The 18,104-nt window shown below is 63.4% G+C and carries 15 protein-coding genes; 2 read left to right on the top strand and 13 right to left on the bottom strand.

What is annotated here, in order from left to right; genetic code table 11:
• Positions 1-2: 2 nt before the first annotated feature.
• The 6 genes from QM797_RS08395 to purL form a co-directional block, all read right to left on the bottom strand.
• The gene (locus QM797_RS08395) at positions 3-1,643 is read right to left on the bottom strand and encodes an ABC transporter substrate-binding protein (RefSeq protein WP_502942301.1); all 1,641 of its coding nucleotides are present in this window, start codon (positions 1,641-1,643) and stop codon (positions 3-5) included.
• A 141-nt stretch (positions 1,644-1,784) separates the two neighbouring features.
• Entirely contained in the window at positions 1,785-3,347 is a 1,563-nt protein-coding gene (gene purF, locus QM797_RS08390) for an amidophosphoribosyltransferase (RefSeq protein WP_283274830.1), read from the bottom strand.
• 125 nt (positions 3,348-3,472) lie between these two features.
• Positions 3,473-3,859 carry a sterol carrier family protein gene (locus QM797_RS08385; RefSeq protein ID WP_283274829.1) on the bottom strand — a complete coding sequence of 129 codons (387 nt, stop codon included), beginning with the start codon at positions 3,857-3,859 and terminating at the stop codon, positions 3,473-3,475.
• 2 nt (positions 3,860-3,861) lie between these two features.
• Entirely contained in the window at positions 3,862-4,452 is a 591-nt protein-coding gene (locus QM797_RS08380; RefSeq protein ID WP_283274828.1) for a CPBP family intramembrane glutamic endopeptidase, read from the bottom strand.
• Positions 4,449-6,176 carry an alpha/beta hydrolase gene (locus QM797_RS08375; RefSeq protein WP_502942300.1) on the bottom strand — a complete coding sequence of 576 codons (1,728 nt, stop codon included), beginning with the start codon at positions 6,174-6,176 and terminating at the stop codon, positions 4,449-4,451. Before QM797_RS08375 ends, QM797_RS08380 begins: the two co-directional genes overlap by 4 nt.
• A gap of 101 nt (positions 6,177-6,277) precedes the next feature.
• The gene (gene purL, locus QM797_RS08370) at positions 6,278-8,569 is read right to left on the bottom strand and encodes a phosphoribosylformylglycinamidine synthase subunit PurL (RefSeq protein WP_283274827.1); all 2,292 of its coding nucleotides are present in this window, start codon (positions 8,567-8,569) and stop codon (positions 6,278-6,280) included.
• A 49-nt stretch (positions 8,570-8,618) separates the two neighbouring features.
• Between purL and QM797_RS08365 the strand changes: the two genes are divergently transcribed.
• A complete protein-coding gene (locus tag QM797_RS08365; protein WP_283274826.1) occupies positions 8,619-9,437 on the top strand; it encodes a nucleoside phosphorylase in 819 nt (272 codons plus the stop codon).
• A 74-nt stretch (positions 9,438-9,511) separates the two neighbouring features.
• Here QM797_RS08365 and QM797_RS08360 read toward each other — a convergent pair whose 3' ends face one another.
• Positions 9,512-10,810: a M18 family aminopeptidase gene (locus QM797_RS08360; protein WP_283274825.1), complete on the bottom strand. Its 1,299-nt coding sequence runs from the start codon at positions 10,808-10,810 to the stop codon at positions 9,512-9,514.
• A 65-nt stretch (positions 10,811-10,875) separates the two neighbouring features.
• On the opposite strand from QM797_RS08360, the gene QM797_RS08355 reads away from it, so the two are divergent.
• On the top strand, positions 10,876-11,766 hold the full coding sequence (locus QM797_RS08355) for a hypothetical protein (protein ID WP_283274824.1): 891 nt from the start codon (positions 10,876-10,878) through the stop codon (positions 11,764-11,766).
• A gap of 25 nt (positions 11,767-11,791) precedes the next feature.
• Here the strand turns inward: QM797_RS08355 and QM797_RS08350 are convergent, their stop codons facing one another.
• From QM797_RS08350 to QM797_RS08325, 6 genes are all read right to left on the bottom strand, one after another.
• Complete coding sequence (locus tag QM797_RS08350; protein WP_283274823.1) at positions 11,792-11,953, bottom strand: hypothetical protein; 162 nt, start codon at positions 11,951-11,953, stop codon at positions 11,792-11,794.
• A gap of 226 nt (positions 11,954-12,179) precedes the next feature.
• Positions 12,180-12,587 (bottom strand): hypothetical protein, encoded by a 408-nt coding sequence (locus QM797_RS08345; RefSeq protein ID WP_283274822.1) that lies wholly within the window; start codon positions 12,585-12,587, stop codon positions 12,180-12,182.
• On the bottom strand, positions 12,569-13,651 hold the full coding sequence (locus QM797_RS08340) for a hypothetical protein (protein WP_283274821.1): 1,083 nt from the start codon (positions 13,649-13,651) through the stop codon (positions 12,569-12,571). Before QM797_RS08340 ends, QM797_RS08345 begins: the two co-directional genes overlap by 19 nt.
• Entirely contained in the window at positions 13,603-14,520 is a 918-nt protein-coding gene (locus tag QM797_RS08335; protein ID WP_283274820.1) for a hypothetical protein, read from the bottom strand. The genes QM797_RS08340 and QM797_RS08335 overlap by 49 nt, the downstream gene beginning before the upstream one ends.
• 221 nt (positions 14,521-14,741) lie before the next feature.
• Positions 14,742-15,608 (bottom strand): hypothetical protein, encoded by an 867-nt coding sequence (locus tag QM797_RS08330; protein ID WP_283274819.1) that lies wholly within the window; start codon positions 15,606-15,608, stop codon positions 14,742-14,744.
• A 924-nt stretch (positions 15,609-16,532) separates the two neighbouring features.
• Positions 16,533-18,005 (bottom strand): site-specific integrase, encoded by a 1,473-nt coding sequence (locus QM797_RS08325; RefSeq protein WP_502942299.1) that lies wholly within the window; start codon positions 18,003-18,005, stop codon positions 16,533-16,535.
• Positions 18,006-18,104: the final 99 nt, after the last annotated feature.

The raw sequence follows: 18,104 nt of genomic DNA, 5'->3' as shown, positions 1-18,104 counted from the left end.
CGTCAGCTCTTGGCGAGAGTGACGAACCGGAACTTGAACGAGGCGTCGAGCGTCTCGTCCACGCCGCTGATCGCATCGGTGGCGACGGCGATCTGCTTGCCCTCCAACAGCGGAAGCGTGGGCAGGTAGTTCGTCGCGAGCTCGGTCTGGATCTGGCCGATGATCTGCATCCGAGAATTCTCGTCGGCCGTCGTGCGCTCGAGGTCGAGCAGTGACGTGATGGCCGGGCTCTCGAAGTGCGACTGCAGGAAGTTGTCCGGCGCAAAGAACGGCGTCAGGTAGTTGTCTGCGTCGGGGTAGTCCGGGAACCAACCCAGCTGGTACACCGGGTATGCGTCGGCGACGCGTTCCTTGGTGTACGTGCTCCACTCGGTGGACTGCAGGTTCACGTTGAACAGGCCCGTCGCGTCGAGCTGACTCTTGATCGCGGCGTACTCCTCGCTAGAGGACGAACCGTAGTGATCCGGGTTGTACTGCAGGTTGAGCTGAACCGGGGTGGCAACGCCTGCGGCAGAGAGGAATCCGGCTGCCTCGTCGCGGTTGGGCGTGGTGCCGTAGACATCGCCGTACGCGGTGTTCGCACCGGCCAGGCCGGTGGGGACGACGGAGTACAGCGGGGTGTACGTGCCCTTGTAGACGCCGTCGGACAGCGCCTGACGATCGACCGAGGCCGCAATTGCCTTGCGTACGGCCAGCTTCTGATCCGGGGTATCGCCGGGCATCGTGTTCATGTTGAAGACCATGTAGCGCGATTCGCCGCCGGGTCCCTCGTGCACCGTCAGACCGTCCACGCCGCCGAGCGATTCGACGTCCGTCGGCGTCAACGAGCGCCACGCGACGTCGATGGCCTTGTTCTGCACGTCGAGCTTGAGGTTGTCGGAACTGGTGTAGTACTTCGTGTTGATCGACGACGTCTTCGGCGTGCCGAGGATGCCCTTGTAGTCACCGTTCGCAGTGAAGCTGACGAGGGAGTTCTTGGCGTAGCTCGAGATCGAGTACGGACCGGCGAACGGGGTACCCGCCACGATGGCGTCGTCGTCGAGGATCTTGTCCGCCGGGAACACCGTCTGGTCGACGATCGGACCTGCCGGTGTTGCCAGGATCTGCGGGAACGTCTGATCGTTTGCTGCCTTCAGCGTGAACTCGACGGTCTTCTCGTCCGGAGTCGCGATGCTGTCGAGGTTGGTCAACAGCGACGCAGGCCCGTTGGGATCGTTGATCGCGACGATCCGGTCGAACGAGTACTTCACGCTCTCGCTCGTCAGCGGGTTGCCGTTCGCGAACTTCAGATCGTCCTCGAGCGTGCACTTGTAGACGGTCGGCTCGGCGAAATCGCAGCTCTGTGCGGCGTCGGGCTCGAGCTCGGAGCTGCCGGGAGCAAAGTTCATCAGGAAGGGGTACGTCTGGTTCATCACCATGAACGAGCCGTTGTCGTACGAGCCCGCCGGGTCGAGCGAGGTCACCTGATCGGTGGTGCCGACGGTGATCGTGTCTCCGCCACCGTCACCGTCACCGCCGGCATCGGTGCGGCCCGAGCCGCACGCTGCGGCGGTCAATGCAAGTACTGACAGTGCTGCCACTGCAGCGGTCTTCTTGCCGTGCTTGCGCACAGCGGTCTTGGATGCGGCGCTGTAGCGCTGCATGCGTCCGTCGTCGGGCGACAGGGTCATCTGGTGCCTCTATCCAAATCGGTGTGTCCTATGTAACTCGGGACAGTACCGATGGACTGTTTCCAATATGTGGCATTGAGAAAACCCTGCTGTTCCCTGGAGGAAAAGGCCAGGTCAAGGACGACTGAGAGCGCTCACATTCGCATCGTTGGCCACCGGCTGGCCGGCTGCCGACGCCAGCAGACCCTCGAGAACGTGCTTGCCGAGCGCATTGTCGGCGGGTAGGTCGATCGGGTACTTGCCGGTGAAACATGCTGCACACAAACGTGATTCGGGCTGCTCGGACGCCGCGATCATGCCGTCGATGGAGATGTACCCCAGCGAATCGGCACCGATGGCCTGGCGGACGCCCTCGAGAATCCCGTCCTCCGAGTCGACGCCGTTGGCGATCAGCTCTGCGGGAGAAGCGAAGTCGATGCCGTAGAAGCACGGCCACCGTACCGGCGGCGACGCGATACGGACGTGGATCTCGAGTGCGCCCGCCTCACGCAACATCCTGATCAGAGCGCGCTGGGTGTTGCCGCGGACGATCGAATCGTCCACCACCACCAGCCTTTTGCCCCGAATGACCTCTTTGAGAGGGTTGAGCTTGAGCCGGATACCGAGCTGACGAATGGTCTGCGACGGCTGAATGAATGTTCGGCCCACGTAGGCGTTCTTCATCAGGCCCTGGCCGTAGGGAATTCCCGACCCCTGCGCGAAGCCGATCGCCGCCGGCGTGCCGGACTCGGGCACAGGAATCACGAGGTCACCCTCGGCCGGGTGCTCCTTGGCGAGACGCCGACCGATCTCGACGCGGGTGGAGTTGACCGATCGGCCACCGATCACGCTGTCGGGACGAGCGAGGTAGACGTACTCGAACACGCATCCCTTGGGCTCGGGGGACGCGAAACGCGAGGACCGAACACCGTCGGCGTCGATCGCGAGCAGCTCGCCCGGCTCGATATCGCGAACGAACGCCGCTCCGACGATGTCGAGCGCGGAGGTCTCGCTGGCAACCACCCAGCCGCGGTCGAGACGGCCGAGGCACAGCGGGCGCACACCGTGCGGATCGCGGGCAGCGTAGAGGGTGTGCTCGTCCATGAACGTCAGGCAGAACGCGCCTTTGAGCTGCGGCAACAGTTCCATCGCCGCCTGTTCGACGGTGCAATCGGCGGCCTTGTGCGCCAGCAGCGCCGTCACCACATCGGAATCCGACGTGCCGTTGCCCTGCAGCCGATCGTTGATCAGGCCGGCGTCGCGAGCCTTGGTGGCGAGCTCGGCGAAGTTCACGAGATTTCCGTTGTGGCCGAGCGCAATACCGGTGCCCGCAGTGGTGGTACGGAAGATCGGCTGCGCGTTCTCCCACGTCACCGAGCCACTGGTGGAATAGCGGCAGTGTCCAATGGCGACGTGCCCGGGCATTGCCCCGAGCGTCTGCTCGTCGAACACCTGGCTGACGAGACCCAGATCCTTGAACACCAACACCTGCGAACCGTCGGACACTGCAATTCCGGCAGCTTCCTGTCCACGGTGCTGCAGCGCATAGAGGCCGTAGTACGAGAGCTTGGCCACATCCTCGCCCGGTGCCCATACTCCGAACACTCCGCACTCTTCGCGCGGCTCGTTCTCCGGTTCGTCGATGGGTTTGCTTAGCAGAAGATTCGGACTGTCGACCGACAAATCGGCGTTGGTCACGGGCAATGCTCCCTTGGGGGACGGGGCGGGGGGCCGTGCCTGAGTCTACGGGCACACGGCTGGAGTCAACGCATCGTGTGGACGGGAGATTCCCACCAGGTGAACTGGTGTCCGATTCGGGTCGGTCACCTGATGGACAGCAGCGGCAGCCAGCGGCCTACTTCGGCTGCCCGGCTGCCGGACGCATCGATGGAACCGTCGGCGAGCGCCTCGGCGAAATCGCGGGTTCCGGTCACCACCTGCAGCCACGTCAGAGCATCGGTTTCGACCACATTCGGCGGAGTTCCACGGGTGTGACGAGGGCCGACGATGCACTGCACCGCAACGAACGGCGGTACGCGCACCTCCACCGAGGATCCGGGCGCATTCTGGCCGAGAGTTCTGGCGGTGGTGCGCACTGCCGCGGCAATCTGTGCGCGAGCCGGTTTGTCCGCCTCACCCTTGATCCACTCCCCGACCGCCAGTACTGCGTCGCGCACCTCGGCGGGGCTGACTTCCTTGTGCGGTGGCACTGCTACCGACTCCTGTCGTTCGCAGCGAGATGCGCAAGCACAGCGCCACTCGCGTTCAGGAAATAGTGCAACAGCGCCGGGGCGAGCACGCTCCCACTGCGGGCCCTGAGCCCTGAGAAGACAACTCCGGCCGCAGTAGTCGCCAGTACCGTTCCGATCACGGTGTCTCCGGCAGCACGGGCCGGGTGGATGTGCCACAGGCCGAAGAAGATCGGCGACAGGACCGGCGACGCGGCGTCGAGCACACCGCGGAACAGCAACTCCTCGGTGAGCACCGTTCCCACGGGGATTCGAAACAGCACCCACTCGGCCAGCTCGTCCTCGGACGGCCGGACCCGGCGTCGCAGCGCCGGAATTGCGGCGACGACGGCAGATCCGAGGACAGGAATCGCCGACGCCGCAGCGCCCCACTTCAGGCCGTCAGCAGCGTTGCGCAGACCGAGCCTGTCCGCGCTCGTTCGAGACAGTGCAGCCAAACCCACAGCGAACGAGGCGTTGGCTACCGCCCGTACACGGGCATCGAGGCCGAGCGCGGGGAGGAGGTAGGCACTCCACGCCGTCGTCGCGAGTCCGGTTGTCAGGGCGGTTCTCACTTCTCGGGACCGTCTCGCCCGGCGAACTGCTCCATGACTCCGCGGACTCGTTCGGTGTCGCGGTCGATCCAGCCCTCAGGTGCGGCGACGGCGACCCAGCCGTCGAGCACCAGGGTTCCGTAGTTATGGCCGTGTCCGTCGGGGACGCCCGCAGCGTTCGTCAGGTCGGCTGCCACCTGCCAGAACGTGACGACAGGGAACCATCGCATACTCGGCAGCCGGTCCGGCCCCGGTGGTTCGGAAAGCCAGTCGGGCCGCTCGAAGAGCAGATCTGACGACCACCAGACCACCGGGTCCGAGGCGTGCTGGACGTACAGGATCCGCGGTGCGTACCACGGTTGATCCTCCGGCGGGATGCCCGACGAGTTGTCGGCGAAGCGAACCGTCAGACCCTCGGAGTAGACCGGCCGAACCTCGGGGCTGCCCGGGTCGCGTCGGCTGACGAACTGACTCCAGATGCGGTTGTTGTTCGGCGGTCCCACCCACAGGACTCCGTCGGTGGTGGCTCTGATGTCCGCCAAGCCGTCGAAGGCACCCTCCCCGGCCTGGGTACCGAGGCTCTCGCCGTAGACGTAGAACTTGGGGCGGGTGGCCTCCGGCTCCTGCAGCCAGCGATCGTGAACCTTGTCGATGAGCGCTTTGCCGGCCTGAGCGGCCTTGTCGCCTTCCGCGATGAACGAGATCCAGCTGGGCAGATACGAATACTGCGATGCGACGGTGGCGACATCGCCGTCGAACATGAGCTCTTCCGCTTCGATGGCGGTGGGATTCACCCACCCGGTACCCGTCGTAGGAACGACGATGAGAGCCTCGCGCTGGAATGCCCCGGTGCGTTCGAGTTCGGCGACCACGACGTCGAGTCGTTCGTCCTGGGTCTCCGCGGTTTCCAATCCTGCGTATGCCCGAATCGGCTCGACACTCGGGCGGCCCGTGGCCCGTTCCATCTCGTCGGCGCGCAGACCGCTGGAGACGAAGTTACGACCCTCGAACCCCAGTGTGTCCCAGGGTGCCAACGAGTTCGGGCTCCCGGATCGCTCGTCGGCGACGGGTTGTTCTGCCCCGTCCCGAGTTTCGTCGTTCTGCAGACTGAAGGCCGAGTTGGTGACCGCCGACACCGCACGCAGCAGTACGCCCTGAACCAGTGCGACGGAGAGCACGACGAGGAGGACGACCCCGAGCGCATTGGCCACTTCCCGTGGCATTTTCACCACGCGGTTGATCTGGCGGGCCAGCAGTCCAACGACGTCGCGCAACACCCGCCACAGCGAAATCAACAGAGCCGCAATGGCGATGCTGAGTGCCCCGGTTCGTAGGTAACCCGTTGTGGTGGTGCCCTCGGCGTCCATCAATGCAGCGAGCTCACGCTGCGATTCCGCCGATATCGCCAGCATGATCATCGACACCGCGACAGCCACGACCGGCACAGCGATCTTGACGGCGCGATCGACCGCGCGCGGCAACGGCCACCACGATCGGGACGACAGCCACCACCGCGTCACCGCCCATCCCACCGCCACGCCGAATGCGTAACCGATGGCCGAATTGATACCGCCGATGATGCCCTGGAACAGCCACCCGCGAGGAAGCAGCGACGGAGTCAGCGACCAGCAGAAGAACAACGCGCTGAAGGCGATTCCGGTGAAGTCGAGGCGCAACAGGCCCCACGCCCACATGACGAACGGATGCTTGTCGGGCGAGGGAACCGAGATTTCCAGGGTCGGCAGGTGGTACCGATGATGCTGATCCTGCTCGAGTGCGGCGTCGAGTTCGCTGTCGTGCCGCTGCGATGCCTGTTCCCCGACCGATGTCTGTCCCCCCACCTCGGTCAGCCGAAAAGTCTTGGGAGAGTGCTCTCGAAGGTCTCGCGCAGTTCCGTCATCGGGACGGAGAACTGCCCTTGCACCTCGATCGTATTCGAACCCTCGTCGACCACGCCGATGCGCACCCACGGAAGTTCGCGGGCGGTGCACATACCGGTGAACCGAATCTCTTCCGTGCGCGGCACCGCGACCAGCACCCGGCCCGAGGACTCGGAGAACAGCGTCACGAACGGATCGGCACCTTCGGGAACGATGATGCGACAACCGGTTTCGCCGGCCAGAGCTGCTTCGACGACGGCCTGCGCAAGACCACCCTCGGACAGGTCGTGTGCCGCCGAGACCAGCCCGTCGCGCGAGGACGACAGCAGAATGTCGGCCAACAACTGTTCGCGGGCCAGATCGACCTTGGGTGGAACGCCGCCGAGGTGATCGTGCTCGACCTGTGACCAGATGGATCCGTCGAATTCGTCGTAGGTATCGCCCAGCAGGATCAGCGTCTCACCGGGCTCGAGTCCGAGGCCGGTCGAGATGCGGCGATGCACGTCGTCGATCACGCCGAGCACACCGACGACGGGCGTCGGCAGGATCGGCTCGGCACCGGTCTGGTTGTAGAAGCTGACGTTGCCGCCGGTGACCGGGATGCCGAGGGTGACGCAGCCGTCCGCCAATCCGCGCACGGCCTGCTGGAACTGCCACATGACGCCCGGATCCTCGGGCGAGCCGAAGTTCAGGCAGTTGGTGACGGCCTTCGGTGTCGCACCGGTGACCGCGACGTTGCGGAACGCCTCGGCGAGCGCGAGCTGGGCACCCTGGTAGGGATCGAGTGCGGTGTAGCGACCCGACGCGTCGGTGGCCAAAGCGATTCCGCGACCGGTCTTCTCGTCGATTCGGATGACGCCGGCATCGGCGTTCTCGGCCAGCACGGTGTTACCGCGCACGTAGCGGTCGTACTGCTCGGTGATGAAGCGACGGCTGCACAACTGCGGCGAGCCGATCATCTTCAGCAGCGTCGCCCTCAGTTCGTCCCCGGTTTCCGGACGCTGCAGCGACGCCGTGGTGTTCGCGACCAGATCGTCCTGGGTGTCCGGGCGCTGGACCGGACGGTTGTACACCGGTCCCTCGTGCGCAACGGTCTTGGGCGGAACGTCGACGACGGTGTCGCCGTGCCAGGTGATCTGCAGATGCTCGCCGTCGGTGACCTCACCGATGACGGTGGCCAGCACGTCCCACTTCTTGCAGACAGCCATGAACGCGTCGACGTTCTCGGGAGTCACCACGGCGCACATGCGCTCCTGGGATTCGCTCGACAGCACCTCTGCGGGGGTCATGCCGGTGGCGCGCATCGGCACCTTCTCCAGCTCGATATGCATGCCACCACTACCCGCAGAGGCGAGTTCCGAAGTGGCACAAGACAATCCGGCACCGCCGAGGTCCTGGATGCCGACGACCAGCTTGTTCGAGTACAGCTCGAGGCAGGCCTCGATGAGCACCTTCTCGGTGAACGGATCGCCCACCTGGACGGCCGGAAGCTTCTTGCGGCCCCCACCGGTCTCGTCACCGTCGAAGGTCTCCGAAGCCAGCACGGAAACACCGCCGATGCCGTCGAGACCCGTTCGGGCACCGAACAGAATGATCTTGTTACCCAGCCCCGACGCGAACGCCAGGTGCATGTCCTCGACCCGCATGAGACCGGCACACAGGGCGTTGAGCAGAGGGTTACCGGCGTAGGAGGCGTCGAACACCGTCTCGCCGCCGATGTTCGGGAGGCCGAGGGAGTTTCCGTAGCCGCCGACGCCTGCGACGATGCCACTCAGGACGCGGCGCGTATCGGGTGCATCGGCAGCACCGAATCGCAGCTGGTCCATGACGGCGATCGGGCGCGCACCCATGGCCATGATGTCGCGGACGATGCCGCCCACGCCGGTGGCTGCACCCTGATAGGGCTCGACGTACGACGGGTGATTGTGGCTCTCGACCTTGAACGTGACGGCCCAACCGTCGCCGACGTCGACGACGCCCGCGTTCTCACCGATGCCGGCGAGCATCGGCTTGCGCATCTCGTCGGTGGTGGTCTCGCCGAAGTACTTCAGGTGCACCTTGGAGGATTTGTACGAGCAGTGCTCGCTCCACATGACGGAGTACATCGCCAGTTCGGCGTCGGTGGGCCGACGGCCGAGAATTTCCTTGATGCGGACGTATTCGTCGTCCTTGAGTCCGAGTTCCTTGTACGGCTGCGCAACGTCGGGGGTGGCGACGGCGTTGGAGACAGTGTCTGTGGGTACAGAGCTAGCGGACACGAGGAATAGGTCCCTTCGATGGAGCGAAATGCCAGGGAGAGTCTATAAGGTGCCACCGACATCTACGGCATCGGACGTATCGGCCTCGTGCGAACATCACCTGATGAACATCGCGCTGACCGAGGACGATCTGGACGAAACGGGCGTCATCGACCCGTCGATGGTGGCCAAGGGAGTCGACGTACCGCCGAAAGCCGTCGTCTGTTTCTTCGCCGAGGTGATCGAGAGCATCTGCGCCAAAGGCGACGCCCGGGTGGTGTCGATCATGCGCTCCGAGCACGGCGAACACCCCGTCTACGAGATCGAACGAGGTGGACAGAAGCTCGCCGTCTTCCATCCCGGAGTCGGAGCGCCACTGGCCGCACTGTTCCTCGAAGAGGCCATCGCCATGGGCTGCACGCAGTTCGTGGCCGTCGGCGGCGCAGGAGCCCTGTCCGACGACCTGGGCATGGGACACGTGATGGTGGTCGACAGCGCCCTGCGTGACGAGGGCACCTCGTTCCACTACCTGCCGCCGGGGCGAGTGGTCGACGCCGATCCGGCAGGTGTGGCCGTACTCCAGTCGGTACTCACCGACGCCGGAATCGACTTCGTCACCGGGCGTTCCTGGACGACCGATGCGCTCTACCGCGAGACGCGTGGCCGGGTCTCGCGCCGCGTCGAGGAGGGCTGCCGAACGGTCGACATGGAAGCATCGGCATTCTGCGCGGTCGCCCAATTCCGCGGAGTGCGATTCGCGCAACTGCTGTACGCGGGAGACTCCCTGGCCGCCGATTGGGACCACCGCGGCTGGACCAAGGCGACAACAGTGCGCGAACAGTTGTTCTGGCTCGCGGCGGATGCGTGCCTGCAACTCGATCCCGTGTAGGTCGTCGGGTCTTCTGGTCGCTGGCTCACCCTGGGATCTCGCAAACGCGCGCGCGTTTGCGACTGGCCGTCCGACTACTGCGCAGGGGCGAGGAATGCCGCCAACGCGTCGGCGTACGCCTTCACGTCGTTGGCTCCCATCAACTCTCGTGACGAGTGCATGGCCAGCTGCGCCGCGCCGACGTCCACCGTCGATAACCCGGTGCGCGACGCGGTGATGGGTCCGATGGTCGATCCGCAGGGCAGATCGGCGCGATGAACGTAGCGCTGCAAGGGAACTCCGGCCTGATCGCACGCGAGCGCGAATGCACCTGCGCCTGCGGAATCGGTTGCATAACGCAGGTTCTGGTTGACCTTCAGTACCGGTCCCCCACCGAGTTCGATGCGATGTGCGGGCTCGTGCCGATCCGGGTAGTTGGGGTGGGTCGCATGCGCCATATCGCCTGAGGCACAGATGGATCCGGCCATCGTGCGCAGGAATTCCTCACGCCCACCGCCCCTTCCCAGCACGATGCGCTCGAGCACTGTGTTCAGCAGATCCGAGAACGCACCGCGATCGGACATGCTGCCGACTTCCTCGTGATCGAACAGGGCCAGCACCGGAGTCACATCGGTCGGATTCTCCACCGCAGCAAGCAAAGCCTGAGTTCCGGCGTAGCAGGTGCCCTGATTGTCCAGACGCGGCGCACTGACCAATTCCGACTCGACCCCTACGACGGCACTGGGCGCGAGATCGTGCGTCATCAACTCCCAACCCAGAACCGAACGCGGGTCGACGCCTTGTCGCTCGGCGACGTACGCGATGAAAGACTTCGGTGAATTACCCACGCCCCAAACAGCATTGACATGTCGCTGCGGGTCCAGGGTGACGCCCTTGCGGTCTTCGGACAGGTGGATGGCCAGCTGCGGAACTCGCAGGATCGGTTCGTCCACCTTGACGAGCACTTCGCGCGCAACGTTGCCGTCACGCACACTCAACCGGCCGGAGATACCCAGATCGCGGTCGAGCCAGGAGTTGAGCCACGCGCCGCCGTACGGTTCGAGACCCACCATCTGCCAGCCTGCGGATTGCAGATCGGGATGCTGCTTCACCCGAAGGTTCGGGCTGTCGGTGTGCCCGCCGACGATGCGAAAGGGGGCATGAGTGGAGCCTGCGGAACGACCCGAATTATCGCTCTCGGTACTCCAGGCGACGAGTGAACCTCCGCGGATCAAGTAGTAGCGACCTAGTTCGGTCGGCCAGGCGTCGATCTCGTCGAGCCGAACGAAACCGGCTTCCTCGAGCTGCACCGAGACCGTGTTGCAGACGTGGAACGGCGACGGCGAGACGTCGACGAAGTTGCAGAGACCGATTGCAGAAGCGTTGGACGGCATGGGAACCATTGTGTCAGCCCCTGCGTCGAACGCACCAAGAGCACACACAGACTCGGGGGAACATCATGAAATTTCAGTCCTTGCCGAATTACGGCGCAGTTCACGCAACGACATTCGCGATCGTGCGGATGAAGACCATCGAGGCGTTCCGAAGGCGCGGGGTGGTGGTTCACCGCGTGGATGCAACAACATTGGCGGCGGGATCAGGCCCGCACTTTCCACTGGAGAACCTCTTCGCCCGGTGCTCGGGGGCAAGCAGATCTGCGTGGGACAGCATCATCGACGGCCATGTCGACGTCATGATCGAGATGATGCGCGAAGCCGACCCGACGTTCATCACCTCGTTGTCGGACGACGAGTTCCACTCGAGGTTGCGCGAGCGCATCGTCGCGCCAACCGCACTCGAGGCCATGGGTCGGTACATCTATTCGGTCCCGTTGCTCGACGTGCCGGGCGCACCGCTACGTGTCCTGAATCTGTCGTCTCCTAATCGAGCTGTGACACTGGCCGATTGTCATCTTGTCGGCCGAGACATGGACGCTGCATGGGCAGCCGGCCGAAAGAACACCGCTGCTGTGAAGTTCGAGGAAGCCGAGACCATGAGCAGGGGCGGCATCGACATCGAGGTTCTCAGCGGCGATTCGATCTACCTGGCCTCGAAGGTTGCAGATATGACCACGTTGATCTCGACTCACCTCGGCGAGTGCCTGTACGGCGTGTTGTTCGTCGTTCCCAATGCCTACGAATTGACCTTCCACCGGCCGCGCACAGCCGACAAGGCACTCGCGGCAGCGGCTGCACTGGCCGAACTGGCAGATCTGTTCTCTCGTGACACACCGAGCCCATTGTCGCGCTCGGTGTTCTTCTGGCGCGACGGCGAGTACTGCGACGTATCGCACGGGCCGACGGGCATCTTCGCCTCTACCTTGACGGAGTTGCGAGCGAGCGCGGCCTGACCGCGATCACGTGCCGGTCGACCCGCTATTCGGGCGGCGGGGTGGTAGGTCGACCCGCTGCGGCGTCGCGAATCCATTGCGGCACGTCGCGTCCGCTGCGTTCACGGATTGCGATCGACGCGCGAGCAGCTGCCGCGGCGACCTCGGGCCGTCCGACCTTGATCTTGCGTTCGTCCGTGGTGGTCATCGCAACTCCTCGAGCTCATCGCCTCGATTGTCAGTGTCCTCGTATTCGTCGGGTTGCGCCAGTGCATGCCGCAAGCGCGATCGGCGAGGGCCACCAGGACATCCTGCTCCGTTCTGGTTATCAGCGGGGAGTCCGTAACCGCCCCGTAGATATCCCACCCCAGGGCAGCTTCGGCGTCGTCTGTGCTGACGGTGTGATCGAGGCACCAGGTGATCCGCTGCCAGGTTCACTGTTGGACAGTGGTGTCCGAGGACTTCTGCCGACCGTGATTCGGACGAAGATGCACCAGATTGCGCGGCTCCTGCTGGAGGGTCAGTTCGACGACGAGAGCAGAAAGGGCTTCTATTCGCAGTTCGAGTTCCTTCGCCCGCTGGACAAGTTCGTCATTACGTTTGCCGAGTTGCTCGATGGTGGATTCTGCGAGGTGCAACTGCTTTTGGGCACCGACCGAGGTGAATGACCCCGCTTGCGTTCTGAATTGCTCGACTAGGTCGGGAAATTCGTCGTAGAGCCTCTGCCGGTGCAGGCCTGCTTCCTTCGCCAAGTTGCTGATTGTGAGCTTGCCGTCCGAGCATGTCGGGTTCCCCGAAGTGAGGTTTGCGATTGCGTTCTGGATCAGAGCTCGCTTGTCCATGTTGCCGCCTGTGATTGAGGTTTGCGCAGTTCGGAAGCGGATGCCGCAGTGTCTCGATGGTTGGAAATGATCGACGAGTTCGACGTTGTGCGTTCGTTGAGGCGCGCCCGTAGCGGAAGCGGTAGATGCAGGTGGAGTGGGTCGCTGATCAACTCGTCGTTGTGCGCTTCGAGAGCGCCGATGTCCTGGTCGGTTCGAGCGATGTTGCGACAGCTGGGCTTGCATTTCCGCCAGATCGGAGTCGCGGCGCTTTGGGAGAAGTCTCGACACGCTGCCGTCTCAGCTCGGTAAACGCAGGTGAGGAACGTTCCGTGATGGATCTGCAAGGTTTCGTTGGCGAGTAACGCCCGTGCTTGCGCTGGGGAACTCACACTGTGCCCGAGGAACTCTCGGGCAGTGGTGACCCTACTGACGTAGCTGCTGGCCGCTGGGCCGGAAACATGTTCGCCAGATCCCAGCCGTTCATGATCTGCATGGATGGTCTCGCAGCGCATCAGAAACTCCTCGAAACCAACGTCGTCGTTGAATCCCGAATCGGCCTGACCGGAATAGCCTTGGGTGATCTGAGTTCGCAGATGACCGTACTGAATTGCTCCGGCAATGAGCCCGCCCGGTCGGCGGACAATGTGCCAGGCCAATGTACGGCGAAAACGAGACAGCGTGATCGGCCCATGGGGGTCGGCGGCTATCTGCTCGTGTCCGACTTTCCCCGCAACGTCGGTGTTGAACCACTCGACAAAAGCACGCACTCGCTGGTTTGCACGACTGGCGGACATGACACGGGAATTGGCGTGGCGGAACGCATTTGGTGTGTATCTCCCGGCGAAGGGGAACAGTAGATCGCCTGGGGCGAGTTGCTCCAGGAGAGCGATGGCCCTGCCGACATGCTCGGTAACAACCCACGGGATGGTCGCAGGTGAGCGCTCTCGGCGAACGGGTTGAGCCTTCTCTTGGGTGCCCGAGAGGAACACGAGCTCGAGGGTTTTCGAACGGCTTATGCAACCGCGTCGCAAGTTCAGTGCTTCCCCTGGCCGGATGCCCGACAAATAGGTGGTGAGCACCAAACACGCTGCGACGACGTGATCGACCAGCTTGAGCAACTCACGGCTTCGACAGGTTCATCTCGCCATCGACGTCCATCAATCTCTGAAAAGTTGACTACTCGCAGTAGGTCCACTGTGGTCGGGATCCGTTGTTGAGCGATGTCGCAGATCAGTGAGGACATCCCCTTGAGGGTTGTCGTGTCCATGAGACTGCCGACCGCAAGGCCTTCGACATCGATGCCGGGGTCGCTGCCTCCGATTCCCGGTATGGGGATTCCCGCAGCCCGCAGCGCGGGAAGTACGGTCTCGAACCTGGCTGCCGCGCCGGCCAGATCAGGCTTACCCCATCGAGATGGCTGGTGCCCGCGAATACTCTCGTGAGCAATTCGCCGCATGGTCGACAGCGTGAGGGCGACGCCGAGTATGTCGGGGCCGATGACGTCGATGGTGACGAGCGCAGCGGACAGCAGTGCTCCCATGACATCCGGCGTGATGCGAGGTGTTGCGTTCTCCGATCTGCTTGCCTTTGAAACGCCCACGATCTGACCTGCGGTGGCTGCTCCCCACAAAGAACGGACGACCTGCAGTTGACAGCGTTCTGGCAGGTATTCCCGGTATGCATGCAGTCTCATGACCGCACACAACAACGAGCGTTTGACCCTCGCCGAAGTATCTTCTCTGGAAAGAACGAGCCTGGCGTAGCCGTCCAGGTCATCGTCGTCGAGCTGATCGAACCTGTGACAGCCGCGTCCGACAAGCCACTCGACAAAACGCCGCAAGTGCTGCAGGTCGTGCTTGATCGTCGGAAGGGATGGGAATCCGCTGTTGGCGGCGACGAGCCGTGGGGAACGGTCGGTGACGTTGATCAGCGCGAAGGTGTAAAGCTTCATCGGTTCACGGAACTCGGCAGGAAACGCCAGCCAGTTCACTGTCACTTTCCGGTGTCTGAGATGCATCGCGGGTGTGAGGTCCCAGAGATCGTCACCGAACCGAGGTGCACCAATCGCCTCGACTTCGTGTAACGGCCTGCGGTGGAAGACGGGAGCATCGGGAACCGCTGCAATGCCGTCGATTACGGGAAATTCGGGCACGGATGCCGATGCTGGCCGACTCATGGTGTGTCGAACACTCCGTCCAGTAATCGCAGAGCCAGGCGGCGCTCATCGCCGGAGATCTTCTCGCGGGCCGCCCGCACTTGTGCAGGCTCGTATGCGCTGAGCATGTCCTCGATCTGCGCGACACGACCAGCGTATTCGAGTGCCCATCGATGGGCTGTCAGAGCGGCTCTGAGGCCGCGCAGCGCGTCGAGGACGGCGAGCTGCATAGGAAGATGCCGAGGTAACGCTCTGGCATTGGAACAGTCCAGACAACTGAGGAAGTTTTGAGAGCATGTCCGACCACCATCGAGAGGTGAATGAGTGAAGTCGGTGCACACCCCCAACGCCGTATCGTCGCCCGCGACCAACGCATTCCGCACGAGTGTCATCTCACGGCGGGTGAGCGCCGACTCGACTTGTTCCGCCAATGCTTCGTGGACGATCTGAAATCCTTCGAGACGGACAGTGTCCATCCGGGAGAGGTAACCGGCCAGCGTTGCCGGAGAATGTGCGGTCGGCGTCCGGGTCCGCTCCAGATAGGTCTTGCGCATACGGTTGAAGCCAATCCCGAGGAGCAGAGCGTCGTCCTGTTCGTCTCCGGTCAACCAGGAGCGCAGCCAGCGGGGATGGCAACGGCGGTGGTCCCCGTCAGCGGGCAGTCCATCGCTCAGTACGACCGCGCCCCGGGTGGGCGGGGTCGGGTTGTAGTAGACGAACGCCGACTGGGTGTTCAGCAGTGTTCTGCCGGGTTCGGTGAGGTCGAGGAGGAGGCTGAATATCCCGAATGGGGTGGTCAGCGAGGACTCTGCGATGTGCTGGGGACGGGGGTCCGCTGTATGGGACTGTAGCTCTGGCGGCACGTCGGTCAGGGGAACGGTCATTCGAGCTCGCCGACCTCCGCGGTTTGTTCATCTCAACCAGGGCAATCTGCGGCTCGTCCGCTGCGGTCGCGAGATGGTGACGGGCAGGGAGGGCTTCGATGACCGATCGGTTGTGTCCGGTGGTCGCGGCCAGCAACATTACAAATGCCCACGCTTCCCCGGCGGTCAGGTGAATCAGCGTGCGGAGGGGACGGCTGCCGCCGATGAGATACGCCTGCCACGCCCTGGCGGATCGCTTCGGAGTGCGTATGCCGGTCAGGGGAAGTGAGCCAGTCCGCATGCAGTGATCGAGCACCTCGGCAAGAATCACGCGTGGTTCGTTTCGATCGAGGTCATCGAATTTTCCGGTGCGGTAGTCCGTGACCAGCTGACGATGTTCACGCAGCCGGTTTTTCGCATTCCGAACCATCGCGCGCAATACCGTTGTGATGCGTTGGAATTCGACGTCGGAATACGGCTGTGCTGGGTCGGATCGAACCTTTCTGTCGAACTGAGCGAACCTGTCGATGACGCCCGGTCGGAGCTGCACCGGGCCGGCACGCAGAAGCACCCGAAACTCGTAACAACGTTTGTCCCCACTCGGCAACCGCAGTGCCATGCAGATTATTTCGATGTCCGCCGCGGTCAGCTCGCTCAGCGATCGCAGTCCCGGGCGCGTCTCGGCCAGCCATTTCGAGACGAATCGAACTGTGCCCCAATATGATTGCGCAGTCTTTACCCGATGGCTCGTCCCCAACGGCCCGTTCACGGCGGTGAAGCACGTCGCCAATTCTTTTCGCACCCTGGCGTCACAGGGCAGGCGATGGAAATCGAAGACGGCGCGTTGTGTCCCGTCCTCACTGATGAACGGCACCTGGAGCTCTGGACCGCATACAAATGGCGGTGCCCACCCCGCCGGAGGCGCCGTAGCGGGCCTTCCCACCGTCACGGCTCGATCCCCTCTATGACACGCGGGTGCCCGGCGCCGACAGCGCCGGCCAACCGCTCCAGCGCGTCCCGATCGTCGGCGTCCATCAGCGCCACCAGTTGTTCGACCTGTAATCCTTGAAACGGCTCCAGATAGACCTGCCTGGTAGTTTCCGCGCTTCGGTGCCCGAGCAACGTCGACAACAAGAACCACACGTCTCCGAGTTGATTACGGAAATCGCGACGCTCTGCGTCGGTGAGCATGTCGGTTCGTTGCCAGGCGACGAACGTCGCGATGCAGTACCACCGCAGCGCGAAGCTGTGCCGCAGCATGTGCGGGCGGCACCACAACCTTCCGGACCGATCACCCAACTCCTTCGTCGCGCGCATGTTTGCATCACGAAAGGTGTTGTACCAAGCAGCTTTAGGTCGGGGAAGACCATCCCTACCGAGGAACAACATCATCGGTTCCAACCCCGCCGGAGTACGGATGAACAGCCGGGTCCGCAACGACGGACCCACGCTGTCCACATTCACCCGACGTCGCATCCCGTCCTGATCCACGGCTTGCAAGACGCCTTTCGAACCGATCTCATCGACCACCCATTTGTTGGGAACGACGTCGTAAAGCCCCCTGCACCGAGCAGCTGCCACTGCCGCCTGACGGCTACCGTCCTCGATATAGAACCGAACGGCCTGCAAGACCGCTCGCGGCAACCAGTAAGGACGGGAGACACCGGACTTTGCGCAGGCCGATGCGAGTCTGAGGCGCAGTAATCGCTCTGACGAGACCCCGGGAATCTCGGACGTGAGCACGCTGGCCCACTCCCCCATCCGCAACCCGGCACCGTAAAGCCCGTCCACGTACGCGACGTCGCGGTCCTCCGTGCGACCAACCCACTGCTCACGCTGCTCGCCGTCGCGCGTGTACCCACTCAAACCGATGGTGCGCCACTGTCGAAATGCCGAAGGCGTCATCCACTTGACGTCTGACCTGCGGATACCTGAGGGCGTGGCGTCCAGTTTCATTTCACCTCGGTAGCTACCCGACAGCACATGGCTCCGCACGGGATTCGCCACACCGCACTCATCTGCGGCCCACAGATACAGCTTCCGCACGGCGGCCAGGTCCAACCGGAAAGTGTTGGCAGATACTGGATCTGGATTGCTTTCTACTGACATCCGCCAGCTCTTGAACGCTGCGAGGTCGTTCGGGGTGGCCGCGGTCCATTCGACGTCCATGACGTGTAGGAAGTCCAACCAGACTTTGATGCTGAGGGCGTAGCGACGGACTGTGCTCTCGGCTGTTCCCCATAGCACCGGTGAGCGCCAGAAAGCATTGAGCCGACCATCGACCCTGCCTCCTGGACTCAGGAAGTACGGCGTCCCATGTCTGGCACCGTTGGCTTTGGCTAGTGTAAGAACATCGTCGAAAGCGACGCCCGCGACGGCAACTCGAGCGAACGGGCGGCTGAAATCGTAGAACCTCACGAACCAGCCGACCGTCACGATTCACCTCAACCGATAGCGAGTCGAGCGCGGTCCAGACCTGGCCTCATACCTGCAGGGTATTACCGACCAGCAAGTAAT

The sequence above is a fragment of the Rhodococcus sp. IEGM 1381 genome, from assembly GCF_030056795.1.
Classification (GTDB): Bacteria; Actinomycetota; Actinomycetes; order Mycobacteriales; family Mycobacteriaceae; genus Rhodococcoides.
Note: the sequence above shows the minus strand (reverse complement) of the source record. Positions and strands in the feature narration are given on the sequence as shown.